Source organism: Marinobacter manganoxydans MnI7-9, from assembly GCF_000235625.1.
In the GTDB taxonomy this organism is placed as follows: Bacteria; Pseudomonadota; Gammaproteobacteria; order Pseudomonadales; family Oleiphilaceae; genus Marinobacter; species Marinobacter manganoxydans.
Window position 1 is genome coordinate 1 of record NZ_AGTR01000007.1, and the last position, 2,492, is coordinate 2,492.

Sequence of the window (2,492 nt, forward strand, 5' to 3'; positions counted from 1 at the left end):
ACGGTAAGCGCCGTTAAATCGACCCACTTGCCCTAATCGTATTGAGCCACTTTTTTCAAAGCCAACAACTCGGCATTCCAGGGCAGCAAGGCTTCAAGCTTCTCCAGCGTGTCGGCCTTAGCAATTCGTTCCAGCACATGGTGGATATAAGCGGAAGGCTCCAGGCCATTGGCCTTGGCGGTTTCGATGAGCGAATAGCAGGTGGCGCTGGCTTTCGCCCCTTGTGAGGTATCGGCGAAGAGCCAGGCCTTTCTGCCGAGGGCAAACGGGCGAATAGCGTTCTCGGCACCGGCATTGCTGATGTTCAGGTCACCGCGTTCGCAGTAACCAACCAGATAGTCCCACTGGTTCAGGGTGTAATCCATGGCCTTACGGGTGAGCAGGCCTTTCATCACCTTGGCGGCATTTTTCTCCAGCCAGGCTTTGAAGGTGTTGAGCAATGGCAGACTCTTTTCCTGACGTAACTGATAGCGCTCTTCATCGCTCAGATCTCGGGCGGCCTTTTCAATGGCGTACAGTTTGCGGATGTGGCTCAGGGCCACATCCGCTTTTGAGGGCTGGCCCTTTTTGCCTTTGGCCGGCGCAGCCCGGGACGCTTCCACGAACTTACGTCTCGCGTGGTCCCAGCATCCAATCCGCGTCAGCTTGTTCGCGGCACAGACCTGACCGTAGCCGGAATAGCCATCGGCTTGCAGAATGCCCTGGAAGTCATCCAGCAGGCGCACCGGCACTTTGCCACCTCGCGATGGGTCGTACTCGAACAGAACCGAGGGTTGTCCCGGTGGGCCACCCCGGGTGACCCACATCCATTTGTCGGAGTGGACCGATTTGCCGTCTTCCTTGAGCACCTGGATCCGGGTTTCATCGGCTTGCAGGTAATCACTGCCGTTCTGGGTTTCCCGCATCAGGTTGATCAGCGGTTGGAAGACGTCATTCAACCGGATGATCCAGTGAGCCATGCTGGTGCGACTCACTTCATGCCCCAGGCGCTGGAACATCTGTTCCTGCCGGTACAACGGCAGGCCGTCGGCATACTTGGAGGTAATGAGGCAGGCCAGCAGTGATGGGGTGGCGATGCACTTACCCAGCGGGTGTGCTGGCCGAGCAGCCGCAACAATCCGTTCTTCGCCGTCCTGCTCGAACACCGCCTTTTCCTGCCAGTACTCCAGCACTTTCAGTTGGGCCGGGATATATTCAAGCTCTTCTTTCACCTTGGTGAAGAAGGTCTTGGTGGCACCGGCTTTCTCTTCGTCGCTGAGGGTCAGTTCAATGCGCTCGCGCAGTAGCGTATCAGAGAAGCCACGCTGACGACGCTTGCGGGAACGACGAGGAGCGTCGGCCTCTTCGACATCCTCGGGCAGCTCCTCGCGCAGTTCATCAATCTCGATTTCCAGCTCCGCTTCATCGAACAGCAGGATCTGGTTGGGCTGCTTTTCACTGCTGGCCGCGAACTGCTGGATCTTCTTGTGACGCAGCAGTTCTTCGAGGATGGCGATATAGTTGTCGCGACGCTGGAGGGTCTCGTCGTGCTGTTTCAGTTGAACTTGTTGGTTCTGGAGGGCGTCTTCTTTAGCGGCCAGCTGTGCTTGCAGATTGCTGATAACAGACATCATTTCAGCGGTGGAGAGACCGCTGAAATCGGGAGTTGAAGAGGCGTTATCAGGCGTTGATTTCATGGCGAAATTATAGCAAAAACAACGTCCTGGCACACCAAAAAAGTGCTACTAAAAGCACTATCCAACGCTCTCATAATGCAGGGTTTTATGGCCTCTCAACAGCGTGATGTCGTAGCCGTCCAGCAGCCAGTTGATCTGCTCACCGGTCAGCGACATCAAGTCATCCGCGGGTCCTGGCCATTTGAACTTTTCTTCAGCCAGAGCTTTGTAATAGAGCACAAAGCCGTTGTCTTCCCACATCAGGCATTTGATCTTGTTCCGCTGCCGGTTGGTGAAGGCATAAAGCGCTCCAGAGAACGGGCTGTGCCCCAGTTCCTGTTCCACCAGCAGGGCTAGGCCGTTGGCCTGCTTGCGGAAGTCGATCGGCTTTCGGTACAGATAGATCTCCGGCAGATCCCAGGAGGGACGCAGATAGCGGTGACGCATCACATCTGCCTCAGCACCGCGCCCAGCAACTCAATGTTGCCAGCGTGCAGGCCGGTGATTGATACGCCGCCGGGCAGTGACACGGTCAGACCGGCTCCGGCATTCGCAACCGGTGCCACGCGGGCGAATCCGGATCGAGTTTGAACCGGCTTGCTGGGCTCCTCGCGGCCAGTCAGCTTCTGCCGCCAGTAGACAAACCGGTGGTAAACAAGGGACTCTTGTTTGCAGTAGGCGGCACCGGACAGGCCCGAGGCCTGCCAGTCCGATAGCGTCTGTTGCCAGAACTGATGTAAATCAGGGGTGGTCATCGGATTCCTCCTTCATTTGAAAGCAGGAATCAGTGTGGCGAAATTCAGTTGCCAGCCACAGGTGCGGATTTATTGGCGCTTA

Annotated in this window: 3 protein-coding genes; all 3 read right to left on the minus strand. The window is 56.7% G+C overall.

Features of this window, described 5'->3' with window-relative positions:
- Nucleotides 1–32: 32 nt before the first annotated feature.
- Genes tnpC through tnpA form a run of 3 tightly spaced genes read right to left on the minus strand, consistent with a single transcriptional unit; the run spans nucleotide 33 to nucleotide 2,410 of the window.
- On the minus strand, nucleotides 33–1,676 hold the full coding sequence (gene tnpC, locus KYE_RS01310) for an IS66 family transposase (RefSeq protein ID WP_008169627.1): 1,644 nt from the start codon (nucleotides 1,674–1,676) through the stop codon (nucleotides 33–35).
- A gap of 57 nt (nucleotides 1,677–1,733) precedes the next feature.
- A complete protein-coding gene (tnpB, locus tag KYE_RS01315) occupies nucleotides 1,734–2,102 on the minus strand; it encodes an IS66 family insertion sequence element accessory protein TnpB (protein WP_008169629.1) in 369 nt (122 codons plus the stop codon).
- Complete coding sequence (gene tnpA / locus KYE_RS01320; protein ID WP_008169631.1) at nucleotides 2,102–2,410, minus strand: IS66 family insertion sequence element accessory protein TnpA; 309 nt, start codon at nucleotides 2,408–2,410, stop codon at nucleotides 2,102–2,104. The genes tnpB and tnpA overlap by 1 nt, the downstream gene beginning before the upstream one ends.
- Nucleotides 2,411–2,492 lie beyond the last annotated feature (82 nt).

What these genes read in the sequence shown, in the direction of transcription:
- tnpA (WP_008169631.1), bottom strand. Translation starts at nt 2,410, where the DNA reads ATGACCACCCCTGATTTACATCAGTTCTGGCAACAGACGCTATCGGAC.
- tnpC (WP_008169627.1), bottom strand. Translation starts at nt 1,676, where the DNA reads ATGAAATCAACGCCTGATAACGCCTCTTCAACTCCCGATTTCAGCGGT.
- tnpB (WP_008169629.1), bottom strand. Translation starts at nt 2,102, where the DNA reads ATGCGTCACCGCTATCTGCGTCCCTCCTGGGATCTGCCGGAGATCTAT.